This is a genomic window from Limosilactobacillus sp. (genome assembly GCF_040772465.1).
In the GTDB taxonomy this organism is placed as follows: domain Bacteria; phylum Bacillota; class Bacilli; order Lactobacillales; family Lactobacillaceae; genus Limosilactobacillus.
Genome location: NZ_JAXGYB010000002.1, coordinates 315,884 through 338,507 on the forward strand (window position 1 = coordinate 315,884; position 22,624 = coordinate 338,507).

The 22,624-nt window shown below is 47.3% G+C and carries 22 protein-coding genes; 2 read left to right on the forward strand and 20 right to left on the reverse strand.

The window, feature by feature from the left end:
* Window positions 1–83: 83 nt before the first annotated feature.
* The 16 genes from ileS to AB3114_RS03580 all read right to left on the reverse strand — a co-directional run bounded on the left by ileS (window position 84) and on the right by AB3114_RS03580 (window position 17,188).
* Window positions 84–2,879 carry an isoleucine--tRNA ligase gene (gene ileS / locus AB3114_RS03505; protein ID WP_367341871.1) on the reverse strand — a complete coding sequence of 932 codons (2,796 nt, stop codon included), beginning with the start codon at window positions 2,877–2,879 and terminating at the stop codon, window positions 84–86.
* A gap of 293 nt (window positions 2,880–3,172) precedes the next feature.
* Window positions 3,173–3,967 (reverse strand): DivIVA domain-containing protein, encoded by a 795-nt coding sequence (locus AB3114_RS03510; protein WP_367341872.1) that lies wholly within the window; start codon window positions 3,965–3,967, stop codon window positions 3,173–3,175.
* Window positions 3,968–3,989: 22 nt separating this feature from the next.
* Window positions 3,990–4,775: an RNA-binding protein gene (locus AB3114_RS03515; RefSeq protein WP_367341873.1), complete on the reverse strand. Its 786-nt coding sequence runs from the start codon at window positions 4,773–4,775 to the stop codon at window positions 3,990–3,992.
* Window positions 4,776–4,792: 17 nt separating this feature from the next.
* Window positions 4,793–5,062: a YggT family protein gene (locus AB3114_RS03520; RefSeq protein WP_367341874.1), complete on the reverse strand. Its 270-nt coding sequence runs from the start codon at window positions 5,060–5,062 to the stop codon at window positions 4,793–4,795.
* A gap of 21 nt (window positions 5,063–5,083) precedes the next feature.
* Window positions 5,084–5,497, reverse strand: a complete 414-nt coding sequence (locus AB3114_RS03525; protein WP_367341875.1) for a cell division protein SepF — start codon at window positions 5,495–5,497, stop codon at window positions 5,084–5,086.
* A gap of 66 nt (window positions 5,498–5,563) precedes the next feature.
* The gene (gene ftsZ / locus AB3114_RS03530; RefSeq protein ID WP_367341876.1) at window positions 5,564–6,871 is read right to left on the reverse strand and encodes a cell division protein FtsZ; all 1,308 of its coding nucleotides are present in this window, start codon (window positions 6,869–6,871) and stop codon (window positions 5,564–5,566) included.
* 18 nt (window positions 6,872–6,889) lie between these two features.
* Window positions 6,890–8,263 (reverse strand): cell division protein FtsA, encoded by a 1,374-nt coding sequence (ftsA, locus tag AB3114_RS03535; protein ID WP_367341877.1) that lies wholly within the window; start codon window positions 8,261–8,263, stop codon window positions 6,890–6,892.
* A gap of 150 nt (window positions 8,264–8,413) precedes the next feature.
* On the reverse strand, window positions 8,414–9,259 hold the full coding sequence (locus AB3114_RS03540) for a cell division protein FtsQ/DivIB (protein ID WP_367341878.1): 846 nt from the start codon (window positions 9,257–9,259) through the stop codon (window positions 8,414–8,416).
* A 26-nt stretch (window positions 9,260–9,285) separates the two neighbouring features.
* Window positions 9,286–10,386 carry an undecaprenyldiphospho-muramoylpentapeptide beta-N-acetylglucosaminyltransferase gene (gene murG, locus AB3114_RS03545; RefSeq protein ID WP_367341879.1) on the reverse strand — a complete coding sequence of 367 codons (1,101 nt, stop codon included), beginning with the start codon at window positions 10,384–10,386 and terminating at the stop codon, window positions 9,286–9,288.
* Window positions 10,386–11,756 (reverse strand): UDP-N-acetylmuramoyl-L-alanine--D-glutamate ligase, encoded by a 1,371-nt coding sequence (gene murD, locus AB3114_RS03550; protein WP_367341880.1) that lies wholly within the window; start codon window positions 11,754–11,756, stop codon window positions 10,386–10,388. Before murD ends, murG begins: the two co-directional genes overlap by 1 nt.
* 19 nt (window positions 11,757–11,775) lie before the next feature.
* On the reverse strand, window positions 11,776–12,735 hold the full coding sequence (gene mraY, locus AB3114_RS03555; RefSeq protein ID WP_367341881.1) for a phospho-N-acetylmuramoyl-pentapeptide-transferase: 960 nt from the start codon (window positions 12,733–12,735) through the stop codon (window positions 11,776–11,778).
* A 27-nt stretch (window positions 12,736–12,762) separates the two neighbouring features.
* Complete coding sequence (locus tag AB3114_RS03560; RefSeq protein ID WP_367341882.1) at window positions 12,763–14,898, reverse strand: penicillin-binding transpeptidase domain-containing protein; 2,136 nt, start codon at window positions 14,896–14,898, stop codon at window positions 12,763–12,765.
* On the reverse strand, window positions 14,898–15,266 hold the full coding sequence (locus AB3114_RS03565) for a cell division protein FtsL (protein ID WP_367341883.1): 369 nt from the start codon (window positions 15,264–15,266) through the stop codon (window positions 14,898–14,900). Before AB3114_RS03565 ends, AB3114_RS03560 begins: the two co-directional genes overlap by 1 nt.
* 17 nt (window positions 15,267–15,283) lie before the next feature.
* On the reverse strand, window positions 15,284–16,234 hold the full coding sequence (gene rsmH, locus AB3114_RS03570) for a 16S rRNA (cytosine(1402)-N(4))-methyltransferase RsmH (protein WP_367341884.1): 951 nt from the start codon (window positions 16,232–16,234) through the stop codon (window positions 15,284–15,286).
* A 24-nt stretch (window positions 16,235–16,258) separates the two neighbouring features.
* Window positions 16,259–16,687 (reverse strand): division/cell wall cluster transcriptional repressor MraZ, encoded by a 429-nt coding sequence (gene mraZ / locus AB3114_RS03575; RefSeq protein WP_367341885.1) that lies wholly within the window; start codon window positions 16,685–16,687, stop codon window positions 16,259–16,261.
* A gap of 135 nt (window positions 16,688–16,822) precedes the next feature.
* Complete coding sequence (locus AB3114_RS03580) at window positions 16,823–17,188, reverse strand: DUF3397 family protein (RefSeq protein WP_367341886.1); 366 nt, start codon at window positions 17,186–17,188, stop codon at window positions 16,823–16,825.
* Between the two features lie 86 nt (window positions 17,189–17,274).
* On the opposite strand from AB3114_RS03580, the gene AB3114_RS03585 reads away from it, so the two are divergent.
* Window positions 17,275–17,394, forward strand: coding sequence for a DUF4044 domain-containing protein (locus AB3114_RS03585; protein ID WP_367341887.1), 120 nt, complete (start codon window positions 17,275–17,277; stop codon window positions 17,392–17,394).
* A 23-nt stretch (window positions 17,395–17,417) separates the two neighbouring features.
* Here AB3114_RS03585 and AB3114_RS03590 read toward each other — a convergent pair whose 3' ends face one another.
* The 4 genes from AB3114_RS03590 to AB3114_RS03605 form a co-directional block, all read right to left on the reverse strand.
* A complete protein-coding gene (locus tag AB3114_RS03590; RefSeq protein WP_367341888.1) occupies window positions 17,418–17,663 on the reverse strand; it encodes a hypothetical protein in 246 nt (81 codons plus the stop codon).
* Window positions 17,656–18,297: a L,D-transpeptidase gene (locus AB3114_RS03595; RefSeq protein WP_367341889.1), complete on the reverse strand. Its 642-nt coding sequence runs from the start codon at window positions 18,295–18,297 to the stop codon at window positions 17,656–17,658. The genes AB3114_RS03590 and AB3114_RS03595 overlap by 8 nt, the downstream gene beginning before the upstream one ends.
* A 79-nt stretch (window positions 18,298–18,376) precedes the next feature.
* Entirely contained in the window at window positions 18,377–20,725 is a 2,349-nt protein-coding gene (locus AB3114_RS03600) for a DNA translocase FtsK (RefSeq protein WP_367341890.1), read from the reverse strand.
* Window positions 20,726–20,763: 38 nt separating this feature from the next.
* Window positions 20,764–21,273 carry a tRNA (cytidine(34)-2'-O)-methyltransferase gene (locus AB3114_RS03605; RefSeq protein WP_367341891.1) on the reverse strand — a complete coding sequence of 170 codons (510 nt, stop codon included), beginning with the start codon at window positions 21,271–21,273 and terminating at the stop codon, window positions 20,764–20,766.
* 280 nt (window positions 21,274–21,553) lie between these two features.
* Between AB3114_RS03605 and AB3114_RS03610 the strand changes: the two genes are divergently transcribed.
* A complete protein-coding gene (locus AB3114_RS03610; protein ID WP_367341892.1) occupies window positions 21,554–22,591 on the forward strand; it encodes a lactonase family protein in 1,038 nt (345 codons plus the stop codon).
* The last annotated feature ends 33 nt before the right edge of the window (window positions 22,592–22,624 follow it).

Consider the following 22,624-nt stretch of genomic DNA (forward strand, 5'->3'; position numbering starts at 1 on the left):
GATCGGGCCCTACTGTCATCGAAAATATACTAAAAAACGGGCTGAGCTCAAAGAACACAGTCCGTTGTTTTATAAATTCTGTTTTATTTTTCTAAGCCCGTCTTAACGGTCTCTGGGAAGTTTTCCCGGACAATCTTAGCACAACGAGCACAGAGCGTTGGGTAAGCTGAATCTGAGCCAACATCTTCCTTGGTCATCCGGCAACGCTGGCAAACTTCACCAGCTGCTTTAGTAACCTTAACGGCTGACTGGTCATCAAACTTAGCAGCGTCTTCTGGAGCATCTGCAGCAGCGTGAACATCCAATGCTGAAACACCCAGCACTTGAGCAACTTCTGCTCCAAGGTTCTTCAGAAGGTCTTGCTGATGGTCAGTCAGGTAAAGGTCAGCCTTAGCTTCCAGTGACTTTCCGATCAACTTAGCACCACGTGCATCTTCCAGCGCCTTAAGGACGTGGGAACGCAGCTTCATGAATTCGTCCCACTTGTCCAGCAAGTCCTGCTCACCATCGAAGTGACGTGGATCAGGAATGTTGGTCAACTGAACAAATGATTCTGGTTCGTCCATGTATTCCCAAACTTCTTCGGTCGTGTGCGGCAAGATTGGTGTCAGCAGTTTGACCAAAGTCTTCAGATATTCGTAGAAGACCGTCTGCATTGAGCGGCGCTTCAGCGAATTAGCTGGTTCAATGTAAAGGACGTCCTTTGCAACGTTCATGTAGAAGGCAGAAAGGTCGTTGTTGACAAAGTTGATCAGCAGCTTGTAGGCACTCAGGAAGTCGTAGTCATCCATGAACTTCCGCATTTCTTCGAGGAACTTATTGAGCTTAACCAGCATGTACTTGTCGACTTCTTCCAACTTGTCGTAGGAAACAGTGTTTTCTGTGACATCGAAGTCGGCCACGTTGGCCAGCAAGAAGCGGAAGGTGTTACGCAGTTTCCGGTAAGCTTCCGAAATTTGTTGGAAGCTGCCCATCGAAACACGGACATCGGCACTGGTATCAACAGACATTACCCAGAGACGAATGATGTCGGCACCAAACTGGTCGATGACCTTTTGCGGTGCGATGACGTTCCCTTGCGACTTGGACATCTTGTTGCCCCGCTTGTCCAAGGTGAAGCCTTGACTCAGCAAGCTCTTGTAAGGGGCGTGGCCTGATAAGACAACGGAGGTGATCAGACTAGAGTTGAACCAACCACGGTATTGGTCGGAGCCTTCCAGGTAAAGGTCTGACGGGTAGGTCAGGTATGGCCGTTCTGCCAAGACACCCTGGTGAGATGAACCGGAGTCGAACCAAACGTCCATGATGTCGGTTTCCTTGGTGAACTTACCGTGTGGTGAGTGTTCGTTGGTGTAGCCTTCTGGCAGGAGGTCCTTGGCATCACGTTCGAACCAAACGTTGGAACCATACTTACGGAAGAGATCGGAAACGTGGTTAATCGTTTCGTCGGTCATGATTGGCGTACCATCTTCGGCGTAGAAAATCGGCAACGGAACACCCCAGACACGTTGACGAGAGATGACCCAGTCGCCACGGTCCTTCAGCATGTTGTACAGACGAACCTTACCCCATGACGGCTTGTAAGTAACTTCATCGACGGCCTTCAGAATCTCGTCGCGCATCTTGTCGATGGAAACGAACCACTGGTCAGTAGCACGGAAGACAATCGGCTTCTTAGTCCGCCAGTCAAATGGGTAGGAGTGCTTCAGCGGTTCTTGCTTGAGCAATGCATCGTGTTCCTTCAGGAGCTTCAGGGAAATGTCGTCCGCCTTCTGGTAGAACACGCCGTCAAATTCTGGCCCATTTTCCTTAGTCAGGACACCCTGATCATTCATCGGAGCGAAGACCGGCAACTTGTACTTCAGACCGAAGTGGTAGTCGTCATCCCCATATCCAGGAGCCGTGTGGACCAGGCCAGTACCGGTATCATCAGTAACGTAGTCAGCTAAACCAACGAGCAGGTCGCGATCCAAGTACGGGTGTTGGGTCGTCAGACCTTCGAGATCCTTACCAGGAACGTGCTTGACGACATCGTAGTCATCCCAGCCGAACTTTTCGGCCAGCTTTTCCAGCAGCGTAGAAGCAACCACGTACTTGCGATCTGATCCTTGCGGCTGAACCACAACGTAATCAAACTTCGGATTAACGGCGACGGCTTCAGAAGCTGGAATGGTCCATGGGGTGGTGGTCCAGACGACCATGTAAGTGTCATTGTCTAAGACATCCTTGCCATCCTTCACCTGTTCAGTGAAGAAAGCCGTCTTAGCAACAACATCATGGTACTCAACTTCTGCTTCAGCTAAAGCAGATTCAGAAGACCATGACCAGTAAACGGGCTTCTTAGCTTGGTACAATAAACCCTTATGAGCAAATGCACCGAAGACCTTAATCTGGGCTGCTTCGAATTCCTTAGCTAGAGTCAGATAAGGGTGATCAAAGTCGCCAGAAACACCGAGACGCTTGAAGTCTTTCATTTGCTTCTGAACCTGTTCCAAGGCATATTTGCGACAAAGGTCACGGAATTCAGTCGTGGACATCTTCTTGCGATCGTAGCCAGCCTTAGTCAACTGGTGTTCAATCGGCAGACCGTGAGTATCCCAGCCGGGAACGTAAGGTGCTCGGTAGCCGGTCATCGATTTGTAACGGACAATGAAGTCCTTAGAAATCTTGTTCATAGCGTGGCCAATGTGAATATTACCATTGGCGTATGGAGGACCATCGTGGAGAACAAAGGTTGGCAAACCCTCATTTAATTTTTGCCGTTGTTCATAAACCTTATTGTCTTCCCAGATCTTTTCGCGGTTTCCTTCAGTCTTTGGCAGTTTGCCACGCATCGGGAACTTTGTCTTACCCAGGTTCAACGTGTCTTTAACGCGCATGAAATCACCCTTTCTAAAATCAATCATTCAGCTTAAAATAAAAAGCTCCGTCCGCAAAGGGACGAAGCTTTTTCGTGGTACCACCCAAATTTAGAGAATTCAATGAATCCTCCCTTGGTCATTGGTTAACGGTAATGAACCGGTACGGCCTAACTGAGTCGGTCACACATTCGGAGATGATCTGGCAACAGGCTGCTTTGCTACCCTTTCACCACCCGGTAGCTCGCTAATTTGCAGTGGACAGTCACCCGCTGTTCTCCTCATCATTTTAAGCTGAAATATTAATTATCAAACTAGTCCTTGTCATCATCATCTGGGAAAATCACAACCGTTTTCTCAGCTTCCGACGGCTCCTCTGAATCCGGATCTGCGCTAGCTGATGAAGCGTTACCTGATACTTGATCGCTAGCAGCCGACGTTTCTGGATCCGGAATAACCGGTGCATCAGCCTGATCATCATCTGCTGAATTTTCATCAGAAAATGTAACATCACTGGCTTGACTTGGTGTTGATGATTCTACACTCTGATTGGAATCTTTGTCAACCCGACTTCCAAGAATCTTTTGAATTTCGTCGTATTTGCTGAGATCGTCATTAGCTAGAAGAGTATCCCACTCATCACTCTTAACAACTTCCAGCTGTGATTCCAGCATCACCTGCAAGCGTTGGCGGAAAATACGCGTCTGCTTCTTCAAGTCATTAGTTTCAGTCGTTAACTTACGGGTGTCATTCGCACTGGCTTCAACCACCTGGTTAGCCTTGTCGTTAGCTTCTGAAACAATGTCTGTTGCTTGTTTTTGGGCTTCACGCAAAGTAATTTCTGCCTCACGCTTAGCATTATTTTTGACCTTGTCAGCAGCTTCCTGAGCCACCAGGATTGACTTGTTCAATGAATCTTTGAGCTCAGTGAAGTACTTCAACTGATCTTGGCTAGCCTTGTTAGCATCACTGAGTTCACGGTTCTTGTTTTCCAGGTCCGTGATCGTGCTAGCCACGTCTTCAAGAAATTTGTCGACTTCGGCCGGGTTGTAACCCCGTAATTTATTGTCAAATTGTTTATTTTTAATATCATCTACTGAAATGCTCATGAATCTATCCTCCAGCTTAAAATTAGGCATGAACAACTGCCAGGCTAACCCGCAGTTTACCTTTCTTTGTGATTCCGTTATCCTCTTTTAAATAAATTCTGCCAGCATGACGAACCGACATCAAGTCATGGACTGACAATGGGTAATCGGGCCGCTCAATCGTTTCCCAGTTCACCCGAACCAAGCCATGTTCGATGATCGTCTTAGCCCGGTTGCGTGAGTAATTAAAGCCTGCTGCAACGATACTGTCCAAGCGCAACGACGCCACTGTCGTTGAAACTTCCTCCCAGTCGGTGACTGGCTGAACAACCTCTGCCATGTCTGCCATTTTCATTTTGACATTGATCTTCCCGATCTTCGTGACCTGTTGGCGGACAAACTCGGCCATCTGCGCGCTAAGCACAACCTGCCAGACGTCACCATCGTGCAAGATATCGCCAAAGGCACTTCTTTTGAGTCCCTTACTGAGCAAAGTACCTAGAATTTGCCGGTGATGCAGCTCCGAAAACTTTAGTGGGTAGTCGACATTGATCAACTGAAGCTCGAAATCACTCTCCTGTGGTTGGTAGTAAGTGGGGTAAAAGAGCAACCGCTGCATCTCCGCACCCGGCCAACCACCATTTTGACTGACGCGAACGTCATCGAAGCTATTGGTCATCGTTCGAGCAATATAACGCTGACGCGGGTTTAAAAACTCCGTCAGTACCGGTCGATATTCATCCTGGCAAGTTGCCAACCAGTCATCGACTTGGTCAATGAATGGGGCTTCGTCAGGCCGGAAATGTTGTTTGATATTTTCATCAGCCATGGTCACCCCTCCTGAAGTTAAACGCTGGCTAGTAACATCCCGAGCGCACGAATGCCATACTGTACCAAATACAGAACACCAATCGCAACGACGGGTGAAAAACTGATTCCTCCCAGTGGCGGAATGAAGTCAAAGAACTCCATGTATGGACGTACCAATCGGTCAAGTAAGTCACCTAACCGACTCTGCCGCGCACCAGGGAACCATGACAATAGACACCAAATGATGATCAACCAAATGTAGAGGTTGATCAGTTCATTGAGTGTTCTGACAATGAAGGCGATCAATGAATCACTCCCGTTTCATTATTAGAGACTGTTTGACTGGTCAGCAGCCGCGTTGGTAGCTAAATCGCCTTCAACATCAAAGTTGCTTGGGGTGCACAGGAAAATTTGCTCACCGATCCGCTTGATATTGCCATCGATAGCGTAGACCGTCCCGTTAAGAAAGTCGATCAGGCGCTTGGCATCACCATTATCCATCTGGGTGAAGTTGACGATCACTGCCCGGTTAGCCAACAGTTCATCGGCGATTTCTTGCACGTCGGAGTATAGACGTGGTTGGTACAAAGCGATCTTACTGTTTTCCTTAGCCACGTGGCTACCACGCATGGAAACTACTTTACCGTTTGAATTGTTGACAGCTGCCTCAGTATTTGCTTCAACATTATCGTATTCTTCTTCGTCTGGATCGCCGAAGAAATTACGCAAAAAATTAGCCATTATTATGCCATCTCCTAAACGTAACAACGGGGGTGTCAATACTGAGCGCCCCCATTAGTCTAATAATTAATGACGATTACGGTTCTTGAAGAACGGTGGTTGTGACAGATTGTCACCATCATCATTGCTGTTATCAGCATTCCCATCGTCACTGCCAAACACGTTGAATTCTGGCTTTTCAACGTGCTTAAATTCATTATCTGCACTGCTGCGCTCATTATTTGCCAGTGAAGGTTCGTTCCAGTCACCAAATGGGTCTTCACTAGACTGTGGCTGTTCCTGAGTTGGAGCGGCTTGCCGCGACTGATCCTCAGGGGCAACATTTTGGTTAGCATCACTAGCTGGAGCTGCCTGGTCCTGAGCAGGAGCAATCCGTTGACTTTGGTGGGCTGCCGGTTTGTTGTGCTGCTTCGACTTGTCAATCCCCGTAGCAATGACGGTAACTCGAACTTCGTCGCCGAGGTTTTCGTTCATTGCCATCCCAAAGGTGATGTCAACATCAGTATTAGCTGCCTGCTGAATGACAGTTGAAGCTTCCTGAGCTTCGTACATTGACAGGTTCTTGCCACCAGTAATGTTCATCAGCACGTGTTCCGCACCATCAATGGATACTTCCAGCAATGGTGATGAAATAGCCTTCTTGGTGGCTTCTGTGGCCCGGTTTTCGCCCGTTGAAGAACCAATTCCCATCAGAGCAGAACCTTGGTTAGCCATGGTGTGACGTATATCAGCGAAGTCCAGGTTGATGTAACCAGGATTAGTAATCAGGTCAGAAATACCTTCCACACCCTGACGCAGAACGTTATCAGCCTCTTTGAAGGCATCCATCATCGGCGTCTTCTTATCGATCATTTCCAACAAACGGTTGTTAGCAACAACGATCAGGGTGTCAACGTTCTTCTTTAACTTTGCCAAGCCTTCAGATGCCAGGCGTTCACGACGACGTCCTTCAAAGGAGAACGGCCGGGTGACAACACCGACTGTCAGCGCTCCGGAGTCCTTAGCAATCTTAGCGATGACGGGAGCAGCACCGGTACCAGTGCCACCGCCCATCCCAGCGGTAACAAAGACCATGTCGGCCCCTTCAAGGATTTTAGTGATCTCACTTTCTGATTCTTCAGCAGCCTTGTCACCCACTTCAGGATTAGAACCAGCACCTAAACCCTTGGTCAGTTTAGGTCCAAGTTGAATCTTCGTGTGCGCTTTTGAAGCATCCAAAGCCTGGAGGTCAGTATTGGCAACGATGAAGTCCACTCCGCTGACTTTTTCACTGATCATCCGGTTGACGGCGTTACCACCACCGCCACCGACACCAATGACTTTGATCTTAGCGCCCTCGTTTTCGTTATTCATGTGTTTCAGTTCATTGTTCATTAACTTTCCCTCCAGAAATTAATCAAAGAAATTGCTAAAGAATCCGCGAATGCCGCCGCTCTTCTTCGGAGCATCGTTACGCTGACGCTTTTTTTCAACATGCTCGTTTTTGCTTGGGGCCGGCCGGTTTGTTGGCTGCTGCGGGTGGACAAACTGGTTGCGGTTTGGCCGCTTTGGTTCAACTTTGCGAGCTCTTGGATGTGGTTGAGTGATTACACCATCATCTTCGCGAACGATCTGTTTGATTAAGCGCTCAACGTCGTTCAAACGGCTTTCGTACATGGCCAAAGAGAGCACCACGTCATAACCGGCATGGCGCACGCCCATCTGCTGTGGGACAAACTGCTTAACCGTACCAGCAAAGTACTCTGTGGCCAACTCCTTCACTCCAGGCATAGCAGAAACGCCACCGATCAGGATGACACCACCAGGCAATTTTGGTGCATGGATAGCTTCCAAGCGATCACTGATTCGCTTGAAGATTTGACGAACCCGGGCTTCAATGATTTCTGATAAGTATTTTTCACTGCAAGTTCCTGGTTCGGATTGACCGACTTTAGCAACTTCTAACTGGACGTCTTCGTGAGCCATTCTGCTATCAGCATAGCCATGGTCTTTCTTTAATTGTTCGGCGTTGCGCAAGGAGGTATTAAGGACCGTGGAGATATCTTTGGTGATGTAGTAACCACCTTCTGGATCAACGTAGGTATATTTGAGTTGATGGTCATGGATAATGCTAGCAGTCGTCTGACCACCGCCCATGTCAATAACGAGAGTGCCAAAGTCTTGCTCGCCATCACTCAAGAGGTTAAAGCCAGTAGCAATTGGACTGACTACCATGTCACGGATCTTGAAGCCGGCTTTTTCAACGGCTTTCTTGGTGTTGTGAACAATAGTTGTTGGACCGCTGTATAACAGGGCTTGCATTTCCAAGCGTACCCCAACCATGCCACGGGGATCCTTAATGCCATTGAAGCCATCCACCGTGAATTCCTGAGGAACCAGGTCGATCACTTCACGCTCAGCTGGTACATTTTGCGCTAAAGTTGCCCGTGCAACGTCAACAACATCGTCATTAATAATTTCGTGCGATTGCCCCTGTGAAGCAATAGTAATCATGCCATGAACATTTTTGGTCTGCAAATAGTTGGCGGGCAAACCAACTACTAGGTCAGACACTCTTACCCCAGATTGTTGGGAGGCAATGTCAACAGCGGCTGAGATAGCCTTTGCAGTCTTGTCGATGTCAACTATAACCCCGCGGTTAAGACCATCGGATGGCTCAACACCAACCCCGACAACTTTTAATTGCCCTTTGACGTTTTCACAAATAACCGTCTTGATCGAGGTGGTCCCAATATCTAACCCGACGTAGACTTTTGAATTGTCCATCCCGGAACCCTCCTAAAAACATTTTTTATAGCGCACGCCGCACTATAAATACATACATAGATTTTAACACATAACAAGTTTTGAAAATGATAATTTATTACATTTGCCAATAAAGATTGCAATTTTATAATCATTCTTCTTACGAGAACTTTATTTTTTCTTATTATTGCCGTAAGGGTAAGAAAAAGCACCCACCTGGATGTTAACTACCCCCTTGCCTGACATACTCGACACTATCGATGGATAATATTTCATCTTGCGCCCCAGTGTCGAGATATTAGCAATTACTAAATTACCATCATTCATATATAGCTTGACTCGTTCAGGTGAAGCCTTAGTAGGTGATAGCTGAACTTCAGAAATACCTTCGCGAATACTGCGTGGCAGCTGACCGATTTGTCGAGCCGTCTTCCTCAAACAGCCAGCATGTCCCGTGAAGTTAGCATAAGTTACGTAGTTAGGGACACGTCCATGAACTGGTGCTTGACTCCCGTTCGAAAGCAAGTAATGCTGTCGACCATGGACACTGACAAGGCCGATAATATTATTCTCGGTAATGGCAACTTTGACAGAACGCAGTCCCGTTGCAGTAATCCGCACCGTTTTGATTTGGTGATTCTTCTGCCGGGCCCGTGCCTGCACCCTATCAGCATGGTCAATCAATCCCCAAATGTAGCGTCCATTATGAACACCAGTTGCTGACTTAACAGCTGCCGCATTCACTTCCTTGTTGCCGCTAACCTGCACGTGATTGACTTTGCTCAGCGGTGAGATGACATAAAGTGCAATCAGCAGAACTACTAAAAAGGGCAGGAGTATCGATAAGACACGGTGGCGGTTGGCAACGCGTCGGACTTTTTTAATGCCCTGCACGTCTTCGCCAATATGGTGTGCGGCATGGTTGGCTTCGTGCTGCCGCAACTGTCTATTACGCTCTTCGATTGTCTCTAGGCGTCGGGTATAACGAGAATTGTCGTTCCTATTCCTATCACTCAACGTCATCCCTCCTCCCGCCTTAGACTTTAGTGGTCCTTTTCGGCTTTCTTTAAGACTTGAATTAAGCGGTCAGCTGCGTCCGGTTTACCAATCTTTCGACTAGCTTCTGCCATTTCTTTCCGCAAATCTGCGTTACCCATCAAGCGATCTGCTTGAACGAGTAGAGAACGCCCATCTAATTGGTCTTCAGTAATCATCACGGCAGCATGTTTCTTTACAAGCGCCTGAGCGTTCTTAACCTGGTGGTTAGCCGTAACATACGGGCTTGGAATCATAATTGTTGGTACACCTAACGCCGTCACTTCCGCAATGGTCGTAGCACCCGCACGAGAAACTAAAACGGCAACCTTTGGCATCTTGGCAGGCATATTTTCAATGTACGGAACAACCTTGACATTATCGCCAATTTCGACTCCAGCTAACTGCTTTTTAACGTCGTCATAACGTTTGCGTCCCGTCGCGAAAACTACCTGATAGTCACGTTTGTTGAAGAAAGGAATGGCTTGGACCACACTCTTATTGATCCGCGGTGCACCCTGTGATCCACCGAAGATCATCATCGTCGGTTTATCGTCAGACAGGCCCACCGAACTCCACTTAAAGGTACTGCTGCGGTTAGCAGCCACTTGCTGGGCCCGGGGGTTGCCAGTCATCGTAACCTTTCCCTCGGGGAACTGACTGCGGGCTGCTTCAAAGGCAATGGCAATTTCGTCGACGTAGCGGCTCAAAAACTTGTTAGTTACCCCGACTACGCTGTTTTGTTCGTGAATAACAGTTGGAATGCCCATCTTGGCAGCGGCATATAAAACCGCCCCAGAAACATAACCACCAGTGCCGAGAACGACATCGGGTTTGAAGTCGGTGATCAACTTTCTAGCGTGATGAACAGCCTTTAAGAATAGGTAAACTGTTTTGAAGTTGTAGAGAGAAATCTTACGGCGAAAACCTTGCATTGGCATGGTGACCAGCTTTAAACCAGCCGCCGGAACAATTTTATTCTCCAAGCCCCGGGTCGTGCCTACGTATAATACTTCTGTCTCTGGTTCTACTTGCTTTAGACGTTCGATAAGGGCCAGTGCTGGGTAGATATGTCCACCAGTACCGCCACCTGATACCATTAACCGCATTATGCTTGCTCCTTCTTTCCAGTTAGTTTCTCAACAGCTTTAACAAACTTGTCTCCCCGAATTTCAAAGTTCGGGAACTGATCCCAGCTGGCGTTGGCTGGAGACAGCAAGATCACGTCACCCGGCTTGCTGAGTTTCCATGCTTGGGGAACAGCCGTGATACAGTTTTCACTCTCTTCAATCACCGGCACGGCGGCTTCAGTAGCTGCCGCTTTCATCTTGTCCTTACACTGTCCGAACACGATGATCGCTTTGACATGCTTCTTAAAGTCATCTTCCAGACGTTCGAAGGTGTATCCCCGGTCGAGACCACCTGCCAGCAAAATCACTGGCTGGTCAAAGCCCCGCAATGCCACCTGGGTTGCTTCAATGTCAGTCGACTTGGAATCGTTATAGAACAAACGTCCTTCATCTTCAAGGACGAACTGCAGACGGTGACGGACACCACCGAAGTGCGTCAAAACATCAACGATGTCTGCATCATCAACACCACTCAATTTTGCGGCAGCGATCGCAGCCAAGGCATTTTCGACGTTCTGTGGGCCAATCAAACGAATATCCTTAGCCTGCATGATAGCATCCCCGCGCCAATAGATGGTGCCGTCTTCTTCATAAGCACCGTCGTGGGACTTGTTCTGTCGCGAAAACGGCACAATCGTAGCGTTGGAGCGACGAGCAATGTGCTGCCATTCATCGCGATCCCAGTTAATTACGAGGTAGTCATCCTTAGTCTGGTTGCGGGTGATGTTTAATTTAGCGTTGATATAATTTTCCCGGGTCTTGTGGTAGTCGAGGTGGTTACTGAAGATATTCGTAATCACAGCGATGTGTGGATGTAAAGTAGGTGTACCCAGCAGCTGGAAGCTCGACAATTCAGTTACCAAATAATCGTCTTTGCTTAAGCCTTCAGCAACTTTGCTAAAGCTGACCCCAATGTTCCCAGCATATTTCGCTGTTCGTTCCGGTGAATGATCCAGCATTTTCTGAATAAGTGTCGTCGTAGTCGTCTTGCCATTACTGCCCGTTACACTAACCAGGTGTCCATCGAAAATTTCACTACCGAGCTCAGCTTCAGTGATGATTGGCGTACCCTGTTTAACAAATTTGGCAACAAGCGGCTGGTCGTACGGAATTCCCGGATTCTTGACAACCAGGTCAAAGCCAGCGTCAGCCAATGACAGCGGGTTAGATCCCGTAATCACCTTGATGCCGTCTGATTCCAAATCTGATTGAACTTTCGGGTTGTCCTTAGCATCGTTGGCGGTCACGTCAGCCCCAAGCTTGACTAAAAGGTGCGCAGCGTTAATCCCGCTGATACCAAAGCCCATCACTAATACTTTTTTATTCTGATATTTCGTTACTTTTTGCATCCTTGCCACCTCGTTCAGCTTAGTTTCTCATCAAAACATAAATCACAGTTACGGCCGAGCTAACCAAAGTTATCAGCCAAAAAGTAATATCAATGCGCCATTCACTCCAACCACTTAATTCAAAGTGGTGGTGAATCGGCGTCATCTTAAAGATTCGCTTGCCAGTTGTCTTAAAGCTCAGCACTTGCAGCATAACACTCGCGGTTTCAATCACGTAGATAATCCCGATAAAAAGCAAGGACCATTCGTGATGAAGCAGCAGGGCAACAGCGGCAAGAGAAGCACCTAACGAAAGCGAACCCATATCACCCATAAAAATCTGTGCGGGCTTGTGGTTGTATCTGAAGAATGCCAGCAAGCCACCGATAACTGCCAGGCAGAACAGAGCAACTTCTAATTGCCGTTGAGCCAAAGCAATGATCAGGTAAGCGATAAACGAAATTAAAGCACAACCATCAACTAAGCCATCCAGACCGTCTGTCAAATTGACGGCGTTGGAAAAACCGACCATCCAGAAAATGATGAAAAGGCCGTACAACCAACCGACTTGGCTGGTCCCAAAGCCCATTTGAAAACCTTCGTGCTGGTAGATGACAGTGAAAACGCAGGCTGCGATGACTTGGCAGAGCGCTTTTTGCCACGGCTTAAATCCCTCATTTTGGTGTTCAAAAATCTTAATTGAATCGTCCCACATTCCGATCAGTCCGTAAACGACCAACGTGAAAAGCAGGGCCCAGGTCGTATTGTTAAGTAGCGACTGCCACCCGCCGACCCAGAGGACAGTGATCAGGGCCGCAAAGATGAAGAGAATGCCGCCCATCGTCGGGGTTCCGGCTTTCTTAGCATGCCACGTTGGCCCTTCCTTTCTAATCTGCTGTCCTTCTTTATGTGCCCGGAAATACCTAATCAGCCAAGGCATAATCAGATACGTAATCAGAAATGCACTGAGAATTGTTAACACCATTGTGACGAGGTTCATCGTCGATTGCTCCTTTTCTATCAATTTCTAGTGTGATTTACATTGAATCTTTAATACTTGTCCGTCCTTAACCTGCGTGCCTTTGGCAATGCTCTGTTTGGTGACATAACCATTGCCGTCGCTTTCAACCTTGATGTTCAGCAGTTTGCCAAGGCGGTTAACGTCAGCTTGCGACCAGCCATTTAAGTCCGGCATCGTCATCCGTCCGCTTGTCTTCAAGATCAATCGTGAATTGACCATTGCTTTGGTTCCTGATGGGACAGACTGAGCAGTGACGTGCTGACCCGAGCCGAGCACGGTCACCTGAATGTGTTTAGCGGATAATTCAGACTGAATGCTGCTTGCCAACCGGTCCTTGTAGTTACCCAAACGGACGATTCCCTTTGATTTAGCGGAAACTCGTTCTAACAGAGCCGACGTGACTGGTTTGAAAACATTAGCTAATTCAGTTTCAGCCGGTTGCTTCAGGGTCTTAGGCTGCTTCATGATGATGTAGATAATGTATTTAGGATGCTTTGCCGGTGCGAGACCAACGACAGAATAAACATAGTTGCTGTCACCACTCTCGTAACCATGAGCAGTCCCAATCTGGGCCGTCCCGGTTTTGACCGCGATCGATTGGCCAGGCATCTTATAGGCTTGACCAGTCCCGTTTTTATCGGTGATGACACCAACCATCATCTTCCGAACTTCCTTCGCGGTGCTGGCCTTGATAGGATGACCGACCACTTTGCGGCCAGTTGAAGCGACCGTCTTACCATTATTGGCATTAGTCACCTTGCTGACAACATAAGGCTTCACCATCGTCCCGTTATTGGCAACCGCGGAAAAGGCCTGCATCATTTCCATCACGTTAACGGTAATCCCTTGTCCGAAAGCGGTGTTGGCTTGCATCAAAATACCCTTGAACGGGGTATACCCAGCTGTTTCACCACCCATTCCCCAAACGTGAACGGGTTTCAACAGATGGAAACGTTTGATGTATTTCATCCAAACCTTGCTTCCCATATTCTGTTCGATATGGCCGAAACCAACGTTACTAGAACGGTAAAAAGCATCCCGGCAGGTGATGGCACCCCAGCCAGAACTGACCCAATCGGTGATCTTTCCGCCACCCATGGACCAAGTACCTGAATTATAGGTAGCATTGGGATCAAAGTGTCCAGAATCGATTGCTGCACTAAGCGCCATCACTTTCATGGTCGAGCCAGGTTCGAAGGTATCCTGAACTAAAGCATTAGTCCATACTGGCGAAGATGAAGTGCGATCCGGTCGCTGAGTAGCAGCAATAATCTTACCCGTTTTAGCCTCCATGACGACACCTGTCATCGAAGAAGAATGGGTTTCTTTTTCAACACTGGCCATTTTGTTTTCCAGCAACTGCTGAATTTGGCTATCCAAAGTCAAGTGAACATTATCACCATCCTTGGCATCCCAGCCGCTTTCGCGCTTGCTGACCCGGTAACCATACACATCCTGTTTAGCAAGCCGGAAACCATTCTTACCACTTAATTCCTTGTCAAAATAAGCTTCAATGCCCAGCGATCCCACCAACTTGGTCTGACCAGTTTTGCTATTGACCTTTGGGCTGGCTAAACCTACCAACTGGGTGGCAAACTCACCTTCAGGATATTGCCGTGCTGGAGTTGCTAAAAAATGCAGGCCATTGACGTGCTGAGCTCTCATCTTTCGCATCGTCTGGATAGAAATGTTGCGACCAGCAGTCCCAAATTCAACCTGAAAAGTTTTCTTTTTCGGCGTCATCGTCTGATAGGCCTTCTCTTCAGAAATGGGTAAGTACTTAGCCAAAATTTGGGCAGCTTTAGCTTTGTTTGTCACGTAAAGTTTCTTTCCACTAGAGCTTTTTTGACTATGGTCAAGCACCGCATAAACCGTATAAGTGCTCGTATCCTGGGCCAAAGCATTACCTTTTGCGTCATAAATTGTTCCACGTTTTGCATTGATTACCTGTTGCTGAGTATATAGCTTACCGGCTCTTGACTGAAGGTCTACGTGGTCGATATGCTTCAGCAACGCAATTTGCGAAAAACGGGCGATAAATAAGAGAAACATAGCAGCGATCAGCACGTAAAAAAAGATGCCAAATGTTCGCCGATTACTTTGTTGCCCCTTATTTGTCGTCCGTCGTCCTTTATTATTCATCACTTATTAACGTTCCTCACACTCGTATTAGCATCCGTGAAGCCATACTTCTTGGCGGCACGGTTTAAATTTGATTCGCTAGTCAGCTGAGCAATTAGTTGTCGCTCATTGGCGTTGCTATTGCTAACCTTACTTACTTTTGCTTGGACGTTTTGCAATTGATGGTTCGCACTCGTCACCTCAATTTTGGTAGTTACCAAGCAGATCATCATAGCCATAACAATCGCACCACAAACTGCTAACAGTCGACGTTCGCCAGTCCATGATACCGGCATGCCGGAAGGATTGCTAATCGTTACTTGTGAACTCGCTTGATCATTCTGTTTGTTAGAACGTTCTGCCAAATTGTGTGCCGCATTTGAAACCATGTTAACCACTTTCCTTACTAATTATTTTGGATTTTTTCGATAACGCGCAGCTTTGCACTATGTGCACGGTGATTAGCCACTAATTCATCATGACTAGGAACCACTGGCTTTTTATTGACTAGTTTGAAGTGGGGCTGCATCCCCGCCGGGATCACTGGTAGGCCCTGGGGCAAATCCGGTAATGACGACTTTTCACGGAACATCGTTTTAACTAAACGATCTTCCAATGACTGAAAGGTTATGACGCTGATGCGACCACCTGTTTTGAGTAGATCAAAGGCTTGTTCCAACGACTCTTCCAGGGCACCGAGTTCGTCGTTGACGGCGATCCGGATAGCCTGAAAACTCTTCTTAGCGGGATGGCCCCCATGACGACGAGCTGCTGCTGGAATAGCTTCTTTGATGACCTCAACTAGCTCACCGGTCGTTTCAATTGCTTGGCGCTGCCGATGACGTTCAATGTTGCGGGCAATTTGCGGGGCAAATCGTTCCTCACCATAGCGATAGAGGATTTCCTCCAGGCGCTGATAAGGCCATTCATTAACTACCGTTTTTGCGGAAAGTGATTGTTGTTGATTCATTCGCATATCTAATGGTGCGTCATGCTGGTAGCTAAAGCCGCGCTTGGCATCATCAAACTGTGGTGAAGAAACTCCCAGATCATAGACGATCCCATCGATTGCCCGGACACCACGCTGAGCCAGTGCAGCTTTTAGATGGCGAAAATTGTCTTCTACTAAGACAACACGTCCAGCTGCAATGGCCGGTGCTAAGTGTTGACGGTTGTAATCAATAGCAGTCCGATCCTGATCAAAGGAATATAATCTCCCATTATCAAGCTGACTGGCAATCAGAGAGCTATGCCCTCCACCACCCAGCGTGGCATCAACGTAAATGCCACTGGGCTTAATTGCCAGCCCTTTCACCGCTTCATGGAGTAACACAGTAACATGTTTAAATTCCGTCACGGTTACTCCCCCTAAGTCATGAAATCAAAAGTCAATATCCATATCTTCAGCTAGTTGGTCAAAATTCTGTTCCGCCTCATCGGCAAACTTATTCCATCGTTCGGCACTCCAAATTTCAAAACGGTTAGAAACACCGACGATCACACATTTTTTGTCAATCGCAGCATGCTTGATTAACGTACTCGGAATGTTAACCCGACCCTGTTTATCAAGCTCACACTCGGTTGCCGCTGAGTAAAAGAAACGGACAAAAGCCCGTGCATCCCTTTTTGTTAACGGCAAATGGTTAAGCTTAGCTTCCAGCGCTTGCCATTCGGATGCCGGATAGCCAAACAAGCAACCATCTAACCCCCGGGTGATAACAAAATGATCCCCTAGTTGACTGCGGAATTTGGCGGGAATAATCAACCGGCCCTTGCTGTCAATTGAATGTTGATATTCACCCATCAGCATGGCCAGTTGCCCCCTTTTTCAAATTCACATTTATATACTACCACAATCCCCCACTTTCAACCACGATATTTTCAAAAGCCACCACTTACGAAAAAAACTCCCACGTCAAAAGACATGAGAGTAATTATGTTTCGTTTAAGGTTCCGGCAGATTTTGCAATGCCCACGAACAAAGGTAAGCAATCGCAGAGATCACAAATGTCATTCGCCAAAAAGCTGGCCAGTAACGGCGATAGATCAACTCTTGATAGTGGTGATACTGCCGAATAATCAGGATGATCGCCAGAAGCATCCACACGATGAGAACATAGCAGAAATAATAGCCACCAAAATTCCACCACGTTAAAAATAGGAGAAGGCAAGACCAGAACCATGCTAAGTGGTGACGATGACCGCTTTTTGGAGCTAATGGAGACTGTAGAACAATTATGATCCGTTCTAAGACAATTCCCACTACAAAAATCAATAGCTGAATAATCAGACGTTTGATGTTAGCTGCCACCTTTCTAACTGCCTAGCACTCGTTTGAAAGAAGCATGCGAGTGCGTTAAACTAAATTGTATTAAAATTTAACGGAGTGAATCACGCATGCATAAAAAGGAAAAAACACGTTTTCAAAAGGTCACCATGGTTGTCGTTTGGCTGATGCTGATCGCAATGCTCGGTTCTCTGCTGTTCTCAGCAGTTGCCGCCCTCGGTGCCTTTTAACAATTCCTGAAGAACTAGGAAGCTTATCCTTCCTGGTTCTTTTTTTGTGTCTGGGAAAACACCAAGTAGTTCATCAGAAAAACAACAACATTGAGTATCAACCATGCGATCCAGAAAAGACCGGCGTGAACTGGATAAGCATGAAATAATCCACGAATAATATGGTAAACAAACATCAAAACGAAGTACGCCACATTGGCGAGCAGCATACTGCGCACCCAGCGGTGATGGGCCCCATAATTATAAATAGATTGCCAAATACTAGTCATTTTCGATCACAACTTTCGTGCCTTCAGGAAGATTATGGTTCATCCAACGTGAGTCCGGGAAACTCAACCGAATGCAACCATGCGAACCAGAGCTCTTACCTAATTTCTTAGCTTCCGACTTAATAACGTGCCGGTTCTGGTCAACTGGAACGGAGTGGAACATGTAAACCCCATGGTCAAGCCAAGAAACATAATTGAGCGCTCCTTCGTGTTCGCTAGCACTGTAAAAGTAGTCACCACGTTCTGCCTGAATGTGGTAAGTCCCCGTCGGTGAAGCGGTGTTCTTGCTCTTTAAATTACCGCTTGAGCAATACATAGTGTACAAAACCTTGTTTGATTTGCTCATGATATAAACGCGTTGACGCTTAGTAGATACCTTTACCCAAAAACCCGGATATTTGTTAACGTCTGGATAAGGCTTAGTTTCGGACGGCTTATTATAGTCAATTGGCGTCCGCATCACGCTGTTTTTATGTTCATGGCGATTAGCATGCTTCTTTTGCGTTTTAACAGCAACTGCCTGCTCGCGTTTGATTTCTCGAGCATGGTGGCTACCAGAAATATTTGCGATAAAGATAGCCACCAGAAAAACCACGGCAGTGATGATCAGTGTTCGTTTAAAGATGTAGTGCAATGTTTTTTCCTCCAATGTTCACAGAGATGAATATACCCACTTTTCTTCGATTTCGCAAGTCAAGTTTGCAAAATGCAAGCTATTGTTCATCCTTGTTCGGTTGGCGCAGGACCTCTCTTGGTTTCGAACCATTAGCGGGGCCGATAATTCCTTGCTGTTCCATATCGTCAATAATGCGAGCAGCCCGGTTATAGCCAACCCGAAAACGACGTTGGATTAATGAGGTCGAAGCTTTTTGCTGATCGACAACGAATTTAACAGCGTCGGGGAATAACTCATCCTGGTCTTCAGCAGCTTCATCCGCTTTAACCTCGGAATCAGTGACTACCATCTGCTTGTCATATTCTGCCGGCCGTTCCTTCTTGATGAAATCGACTACTGATTCGACATCATGGTCAGAGATAAATGCACCCTGAATCCGTACCGGCTTATTCTGGTCAATCGGCTGGAAAAGCATATCACCACGGCCGAGCAACTTTTCAGCGCCATTGGTATCGAGGATTGTCCGTGAATCCACTCCGCTGGAGACGGCAAAGGCCATCCGCGAAGGCACATTGGCTTTGATTAGCCCGGTGATGACGTCGACACTCGGACGTTGGGTAGCAAGAATCATGTGAATCCCGGCTGCCCGTCCCATTTGTGCAATGCGCACGATGGCATTTTCAACGTCATTAGAAACGGTCATCATCAAGTCTGACAATTCATCGACAACAACCAAAACGAAAGGCAAATAAGGTTGTTTTTCGCCTTCATCCTGTTCATTTTGTTTCTTCACTAGGTTGTTGTAGCCACCGATGTTACGAACACCGAAATTTGAGAATAGTTCATAGCGCCGCTCCATTTCAGCAACAACTTTGCCGAGAGCCTTAGCCGCCTTCTTTGGTTCGGACACTACCGGGCTCAACAGGTGCGGAATGTCATTATAAACAGATAATTCGACTTTCTTGGGGTCGATCAGTAAGAACTTCACCTGGTGTGGCTTAGCCTTCATCAGGATGCTGGTTAAGATGACATTGATTGCAACGGATTTACCACTACCGGTGGCTCCGGCAATCAATAAGTGCGGCATCTTGGTTAAGTCGGCCATGATGACCTTCCCCGTCACTGCCCGACCGATCGGTACTTCCATCGGGTTATTATCGTGCGGTGCATTTTCCAGCATGTCGCGGAAGCCCACGGTAGCAACTTTCTTATTAGGAACTTCAATCCCAATCAAGGACTTGCCAGGAATCGGAGCTTCAATTCGAATATCCTTGGCAGCCAAGGCCAAGGCCAAATCGTCAGCTAAATGGGTGATGCGGCTGACTTTAACCCCGACGGCCGGACGCAATTCATATTTGGTAACCGATGGTCCAAGGTTGACATTTTCGACGGTTGCCTGAACGCCAAATGATTGCAGGGTATCCTGCAACTTTTTAGTGTTATGATCGATGGCCTTGATGTCCGCACTCTGGTCCGTCTTTTGGCTGGGACTCAATAATGTCATTGGTGGCAGCTTATAGTCTTCATCAGCTTTTTCTTCTGCCTGTGCCAAGTTGATATCATCCCCTGCTTTATCAGCAGGAACTGATGAACTGGTATCGTTATTCAGTGATTCTGGCGCATCTGGTTGGTTGCTGGCAACATTGATCGTAGGTTTAACCGGCGCAGTAGCTTCAGGAGCTGGTTGCTCAGGTGCTGCGGTTGGCGCTTTACTAGCAGATTCTTGTGGCTTCTTGCCAAGCGTCGGCATAGTGATCCGCGGACGTTTGGACTTAGGCTGATTCGCAGCTTTAGCTGCCCGACGCTCAGCCAGTTTTTGTCCGCCCGCTTGAAGCTTTTGACCGCCTTGCACCAACCCGCTCTTGAGACCGCTAGCCATCTTGTCGACTGGCAGTGAGAAGAAGACAACAACACCAATAATAATCAATAACCAAGCCAGTACCAACGTGCCGATGCGCGCTACCAGGTAATTACCAAAGCTATAAAGATAAGCACCAATCATACCACCACCCAGCAGGCCCGTCGAATCACCATTGAAGACGTGCCGGTTGATGTTGTTCCAAGTGACATTGATAAAGTCTGTATGCCGCGCCAGTTGGTCAAACATCCGGCCATGCAATACAAGGAGCGCACCAGCAAAAATGAGAACAGTGCCGATGATCCAACGCCAACGCAAGTGGGGCCGGTGACCCACCAAAGTATAAGAAATACTGTATATTAAAGCGATGATGATGGCTGCCGGAGCTGCCCAGCCGACGATAATTTGAAAGGCTCCTTCGATAACGTTGCCCAGAGCGCCTAAATCAAAAAGCCCCACTAAGAGCAACAGGGTTAAGACAGCTCCAATGATATTTGCCAGGTAGCGCGACAAGAAGCCGTTGTTTTCCGAACGTGTCTGCCGCCGCTTCTTGCTTTTGGTTTTTGCTTTTGTTTTACGCCGAGCCATAAAGTCAAACTTCCTTTATTCCTTTATTAAAGATGATTCTACTTCAACTTATCATGCGGGTACCGGTGGACGCGCGCCAAGTTATTAAACTTCTGTTGGCGGAGAGCTTCATAGATGACAATCGCAACGCTATTAGAGAGATTGAGCGCGCGAATGTTGTCGTCATCCTGGGGAATCCGAATAGTATTATCCTGGTAACGCAACATGGTCTTCTCCGGAAGGCCCGCCGTTTCTTTACCAAATAAGAAATAGTGGTCCCCCGGCTTCGTATAATCAACTTCAGTGTAATCACGGCTGGCAAACTTAGAAACCAGGTAAAGCTGTTGCTTGTCCGGCACTGATTCAATAAACGATTGTAAATTATCTTCGTAGACAATCTTGACCCGGTTCCAGTAATCAAGGCCAGCCCGCTTCATATGCTTGTCATCAGTTGAAAAACCCAGTGGCCGGATTAAATGTAGTACCGTGTCGGTTCCTGCACAGGTTCGCGCAATATTACCGGTGTTGGCTGGGAAAAGTGGTTCAAATAAAACAATGTGGTTTGTCATAATATCCCCCTAAAAACACAAAAAAAGCAGGGTCTCGGTGTGGGCACGGCGAAACGCTGCTTTAATGAAGTTCTCCTCAGTAAGTGCCAACGACGTTGATCGATGTCGCCTACCAAACGATTTCGTAAAATAGTATAGTCCGTTTATCCCCAAAAAACAATCATTTCTTAAAATTTTTGTGGAATTTCTTTCAATCCCCTTCCAGTCACCACTTCACTGGTATTAGCCCAATGAGATTGATATTATTAACGGTAAAGATAGTCGAAAGAAGGATCGAAAATTGAACGAAAACTTTTTAATCGGTACATATACTCAAAAGAGCAGCCAAGGGATTTACGCAGTCAGCTTGGATACTGATGAGCAGAAGTTGAGTGATGTTCGGCTCGTTGCTAAGTCGGAAAAGCCGGCTTACCTGCAAATTGATGGTCAAAACCATCTCTTTGCGATCAAACAAGATGGTGACCGCGGAGGCGTCGCCTCATATCAATTAAAAAACGGCCAAGCCAAATTGGTTAATGACGTACTCGGTGCTGGGGCTCCGCCTGCATACGTCGGGCTGGATGAAAAGCGACACCTCTTATTCTCTGCGAACTACCACCTAGCAACAATCGACGTTTTTCGTATCAGTGAAGACGGATCATTGACCTTAACCGACCGCGTTACTCACCAGGGATTGACCGGTCCGCGACCAGAGCAAAAGGACGGTCCCCATTGTCATTACGCCGACTTAACGCCTGATGGCCGCTTGATTGTCTGTGATCTAGGCATGGACCTGCTGGTTGTTTACAACATCAGCGATGATGGCAAGCTAACCGCTGCATCACGTTACCATTGCGAAAGCGGCTTTGGAACTCGGCACCTAGCCTTCCACCCCAACCACCGGATTGTCTACGTTTTGGGTGAACTCAGCAGCAAGCTCACTGTTCTGAATTACCAAGCTAAGACTGCAAGTTTCAAAGAATTGCAGACCATCTCCACGATTCCGAGTTCATGGACCAGCCACAACGGTGCTGCTGCCATCCACTTAAGTGCTGACGGTCGTTTTGTCTACGTTTCCAACCGTGGTGAAAATACGATTGCAGTCTTCGCTGTGCAGTCTGATTATACCTTGAAACATATTCAATCAATTTCAACTGAAGGTGACTTTCCTCGTGACTTTGAACTGAGTTCAGACGATTGTTTCCTGGTTGCCGGCAACCAAAACACTGATAACTTAACCTTGTATAGTCGCAATTCTGAGACTGGTTTATTGAAGAAGCTGCAGGATAACGTACATTGTCCAGAACCCGTCTGTGTCAAGCGTTGGCCAAATGCTTAAAAAAAGCGTCGTTCCTCGTTGGAACGGCGTTTT

What these genes read in the sequence shown, in the direction of transcription:
- murD (WP_367341880.1), bottom strand. Translation starts at nt 11,756, where the DNA reads ATGCAAAAAGTAACGAAATATCAGAATAAAAAAGTATTAGTGATGGGC.
- ftsA (WP_367341877.1), bottom strand. Translation starts at nt 8,263, where the DNA reads ATGGACAATTCAAAAGTCTACGTCGGGTTAGATATTGGGACCACCTCG.
- ileS (WP_367341871.1), bottom strand. Translation starts at nt 2,879, where the DNA reads ATGCGCGTTAAAGACACGTTGAACCTGGGTAAGACAAAGTTCCCGATG.
- AB3114_RS03525 (WP_367341875.1), bottom strand. Translation starts at nt 5,497, where the DNA reads ATGGCTAATTTTTTGCGTAATTTCTTCGGCGATCCAGACGAAGAAGAA.
- AB3114_RS03565 (WP_367341883.1), bottom strand. Translation starts at nt 15,266, where the DNA reads ATGGTTTCAAATGCGGCACACAATTTGGCAGAACGTTCTAACAAACAG.
- mraZ (WP_367341885.1), bottom strand. Translation starts at nt 16,687, where the DNA reads ATGCTGATGGGTGAATATCAACATTCAATTGACAGCAAGGGCCGGTTG.
- murG (WP_367341879.1), bottom strand. Translation starts at nt 10,386, where the DNA reads ATGCGGTTAATGGTATCAGGTGGCGGTACTGGTGGACATATCTACCCA.
- AB3114_RS03585 (WP_367341887.1), top strand. Translation starts at nt 17,275, where the DNA reads ATGCATAAAAAGGAAAAAACACGTTTTCAAAAGGTCACCATGGTTGTC.
- ftsZ (WP_367341876.1), bottom strand. Translation starts at nt 6,871, where the DNA reads ATGAACAATGAACTGAAACACATGAATAACGAAAACGAGGGCGCTAAG.
- AB3114_RS03605 (WP_367341891.1), bottom strand. Translation starts at nt 21,273, where the DNA reads ATGACAAACCACATTGTTTTATTTGAACCACTTTTCCCAGCCAACACC.
- AB3114_RS03560 (WP_367341882.1), bottom strand. Translation starts at nt 14,898, where the DNA reads ATGAATAATAAAGGACGACGGACGACAAATAAGGGGCAACAAAGTAAT.
- AB3114_RS03590 (WP_367341888.1), bottom strand. Translation starts at nt 17,663, where the DNA reads ATGACTAGTATTTGGCAATCTATTTATAATTATGGGGCCCATCACCGC.
- AB3114_RS03515 (WP_367341873.1), bottom strand. Translation starts at nt 4,775, where the DNA reads ATGGCTGATGAAAATATCAAACAACATTTCCGGCCTGACGAAGCCCCA.
- AB3114_RS03510 (WP_367341872.1), bottom strand. Translation starts at nt 3,967, where the DNA reads ATGAGCATTTCAGTAGATGATATTAAAAATAAACAATTTGACAATAAA.
- AB3114_RS03600 (WP_367341890.1), bottom strand. Translation starts at nt 20,725, where the DNA reads ATGGCTCGGCGTAAAACAAAAGCAAAAACCAAAAGCAAGAAGCGGCGG.
- mraY (WP_367341881.1), bottom strand. Translation starts at nt 12,735, where the DNA reads ATGAACCTCGTCACAATGGTGTTAACAATTCTCAGTGCATTTCTGATT.